Source organism: Neisseria flavescens (assembly GCF_001618065.1).
GTDB lineage: Bacteria > Pseudomonadota > Gammaproteobacteria > Burkholderiales > Neisseriaceae > Neisseria > Neisseria flavescens_A.
In genome coordinates, this window is the sequence record NZ_LAEI01000053.1 from 1 (window position 1) to 3,319 (window position 3,319).

The following is a 3,319-nucleotide window of genomic DNA, read 5'->3' on the forward strand; positions in this document are numbered from 1 at the left end:
TGCTTCGGATGCGCTGAAGGAGCGAACTGAAAGTGAGGGGGAGAAACGGGCGAAGGTGAGGTGGTAGGATTGGCGGGCGGTCATAAGGGTAATATCCGACTGACGATGAACACTGTATGGTAACGGGGATAATGCCGATGGTAAAGCGAATGGGATGAATGGAAATAAGGCCGTCTGAACGGTTGAAATAAGGGATAAAGAGTCATTTTACCCCGCCCTATTCCACCATTCAGGGAAAAAGTGGTAAATTAAGCATTTACATTTCTCTTAAAACCATTGATTTTATACTAAAAATTGGAGTACTATGAGCACACTCTCTAGAGTATCATTAATTCTCATTTGACATATAGGAACAAAACAGCGGAATTTGTAGAAGAATAGGGAAAAGGAAATTAATTTATATTATGTTAAATTAATAATACTAGTATTTTAGCCTGTTAAATCCTGTTTCTTCTAGTTGTACAATCACTTACAGAATTCAAAAATAAAAAGGCCGTCTGAAAGGTTTTTCAGACGACCTTTATTAAAGTTGGGTTTTCAACTTGACTTACGCTTGAGACTGAATAATTAAAACTCTGAAGCCACCAGCACACTGCCTCCGTCGTCCCGCTTAACCAAACGCCAAACACAATAACCTTTCCCAATTTCCGTTGTGCCGTTTAGAAGGTGCTTGTAATACTCTCCCCTATCAGGAAAAACTTCCCCTTCTTCAAAATGTCGTTCTATCGCGTTCTCCAAATTATCGGGTATCCACATTCCTGCATAAGGGGCTTCCAAAGGCTTTTGACGGTAAACAGGCATCAGTTCCTGCTTCGTCCCTTTAGGATCAAAAATCCCGTTTTCAAAATTGGCATTATCCCAGCGATGCAACCAATAATAACCCTGTGAGGTTGAGTAGCCGTTTTTGCCGTTGCCGAAGGCAGTATGTAATGAGTCGTTCAGCTTTTGTGTCAGTATCGGCCGCATCAGGTTGTTCACTACCAGGTAATTAACGGGCAACGGTTTGGTTTTATCTCCCAAGTCGGGAAACTTCCCTGTTTTGAATACCATGGTGCCGTTATAGGTCTTCAGCGTAATGTCCGGATAATGGTTTAAAACGTTTTGGATTTCCATGCTGTTCAATTTATCTTGGAACGTCTTGCCGACAAGGGTATACCAACTGACGGACTTGATGCCCGTGTACCAGGGAGAGTCATCATGTCCACCTGAATCGGGTGTTACCCCCCAATAGCGTTTGGTTACGGAATATTCGTAAAACCGGTATTTGTGGTAGGCGTAGGGGAGGACGATACTCAGTCCGGCATAACCGTGGAAAATATCAAAGTGTTTGCACAGATATTCTATCCAGCTTTCATACTCGCGACGTTTTTCCGAGGAGGACAAAAAAGACAGTGGAAAGGTGATCCTGAGATAGGACAGGTCATCAACTCCGCCTAAGGGGTGGGCAGATAGGGTTTTGATTTCATATTCCGCCGCCCTGTTGGAAGGACCGGAGTTCAGCACGCCCTGCAAGCTTTCCCCCTGTTCGGCATTTTGAATCATTTTATCGATTTTTTTTGAAATGCGTTCGGATTGATACGGGCAAAACGGCGCATCCCGTCCCAAAAGTGTGTTTTCAAATACCCGTGGTACTGCGAATAAAAGCGTTCGAAAACCTCCAGCGTCTTACGCTGTCCCGCTACCGAACCGCCACCCGTATAGTAGATCAATATGGTCAGTCCCAGACGGGCATTGATATTGTAGTCTTCGTCATACATCAGGATTTCATCGGCTTCCCTTTGCAGGGATTCATAAAGTTTTTTTGTCATGTTGCCCCTATTCTGGCGTTTCTTACATTTAAGGCCGTCTGAAAGTAACCCTTCCAGATTTCAGACGACCTTGGTATATATTTAGGCTTGATTCCACTTATATCCCGTCATCTTCGGGAGGCTCGGGAGGGCGCGGCGACCAGTAAACTTCTTCTTTTTTAACGATACCGCGTTTAAGGATATCAGCGGCAAGTGCTGCGGTATTAGGTGGATTTTGGTAGAACGCCGCGTCTTCCTTACTCATTGCAGAGTAGATGCCTTTCCAATGGGTTTTGGCGGGAGGCAGTGGCAGAACCTCGTCCAGACGCGGGAAGGTGTAGAAAATATTGCCGCTGGTAGTGTCCGTACCTTTAAGTGCTACATATAGTTCATGATAGGCTGCTTCTCGAATAGGGTCGGCAGGGGTAGCGGAAAACGCCTGCAGAATACCTTTTGATTCACTATAAACGTCCGTCAATAGTAACGCAGATTCCCCTCCTTTTTCACCTCCATTCCGTACGGCATTGTGCATCAGTAACAGGGATTCGTTTAATTTGCCGTCAATCCACTTGAAAGTAGATAACTCGTCCATTGCCGCTGAAAACCCCTGCTTGGAAGCACAATCAAGCAATACTTGAGCGGTTTTTAAATCTTTGAGCTTTATATCGTAAATCCGTGCCAATTCATACTGCGCCAACGGGACGCTTAATTCCACTGCCTTTTGCAGGTAGGCAAGGCCGAGTTTCGGGTTGTAATAACCTGCATGGCCGTCATATAAAGAGTCAAACAGCCAGTAGTATGCTATTGCCCAATCCTTCTCCAAACCATAATGCAACCATTTGCGGGCGCGGTCGGGACGTTGGTCAAACAAGTCCCCCATCGCACCTTGGGTGCCGGTGTAGAGCAGGTAGAGATTGTTGATGGCACGGTAATGTCCGCGACTTGCCGCCGCCTCATACAGAATCACCATATCCTGCAACTCTTGCGCGGTTCTGCGCCAACTTTGGGCATGAAGTAAGGTTGCCGCCCGATACCATTGCTCGGCTTCGGCATCAGTGTCGGACGGCGGCGTCCAAGTGGCGCAGGTGTATTGGGTGCGTTTCGGGTCAAAAGCTTTAGGTTCAGGATGGGTTTGGGTGTAATCGCGGTCAGATTGTGACGGCGAAGCTGAACCGCAGGAAACCAGCAGGGGGATAAGTACGGAGATAAAAATTAATTTTTTCATGGTATCGATTCGTTTGTTTTAAGGCCGTCTGAAAATAAAATTGCAATAAAGTGAGACTGTCGAGGTCCTTTTTATGGTGAGCAGTTTTGCACGGATGTAGAAAGATGTAAAAGGAATTCGGTCACTATTCAACCGACTTCAAAGTGGGCAGAACCGTATCCCAGATAGCCAGCACTTCGGCTTCGCTACGCTTCGTTCCGTCTTTCTTCTCGGTACCAAACTGCATCATGATGCGCGGATTGCCACCGTCTCGTTCCCAAATCAACATATATTTATTGCCGTCCCATTTGATCAGTTTTTCCGTACC

Annotated in this window: 3 protein-coding genes and 1 pseudogene; all 4 read right to left on the reverse strand. The window is 46.0% G+C overall.

Annotated elements, in window-relative coordinates; genetic code table 11:
* Positions 1-567: 567 nt before the first annotated feature.
* Positions 568-1,542 carry a type VI immunity family protein gene (locus TW89_RS08335; protein WP_128581130.1) on the reverse strand — a complete coding sequence of 325 codons (975 nt, stop codon included), beginning with the start codon at positions 1,540-1,542 and terminating at the stop codon, positions 568-570.
* The gene (locus TW89_RS08340) at positions 1,539-1,808 is read right to left on the reverse strand and encodes a hypothetical protein (protein ID WP_128581131.1); all 270 of its coding nucleotides are present in this window, start codon (positions 1,806-1,808) and stop codon (positions 1,539-1,541) included. Before TW89_RS08340 ends, TW89_RS08335 begins: the two co-directional genes overlap by 4 nt.
* Positions 1,809-1,905: 97 nt before the next feature.
* Positions 1,906-3,012 (reverse strand): tetratricopeptide repeat protein, encoded by a 1,107-nt coding sequence (locus TW89_RS08345; RefSeq protein WP_128581132.1) that lies wholly within the window; start codon positions 3,010-3,012, stop codon positions 1,906-1,908.
* Positions 3,013-3,136: 124 nt separating this feature from the next.
* Positions 3,137-3,319 (reverse strand): annotated as a pseudogene (locus TW89_RS08350) (T6SS immunity protein Tli4 family protein); the annotation flags it as partial.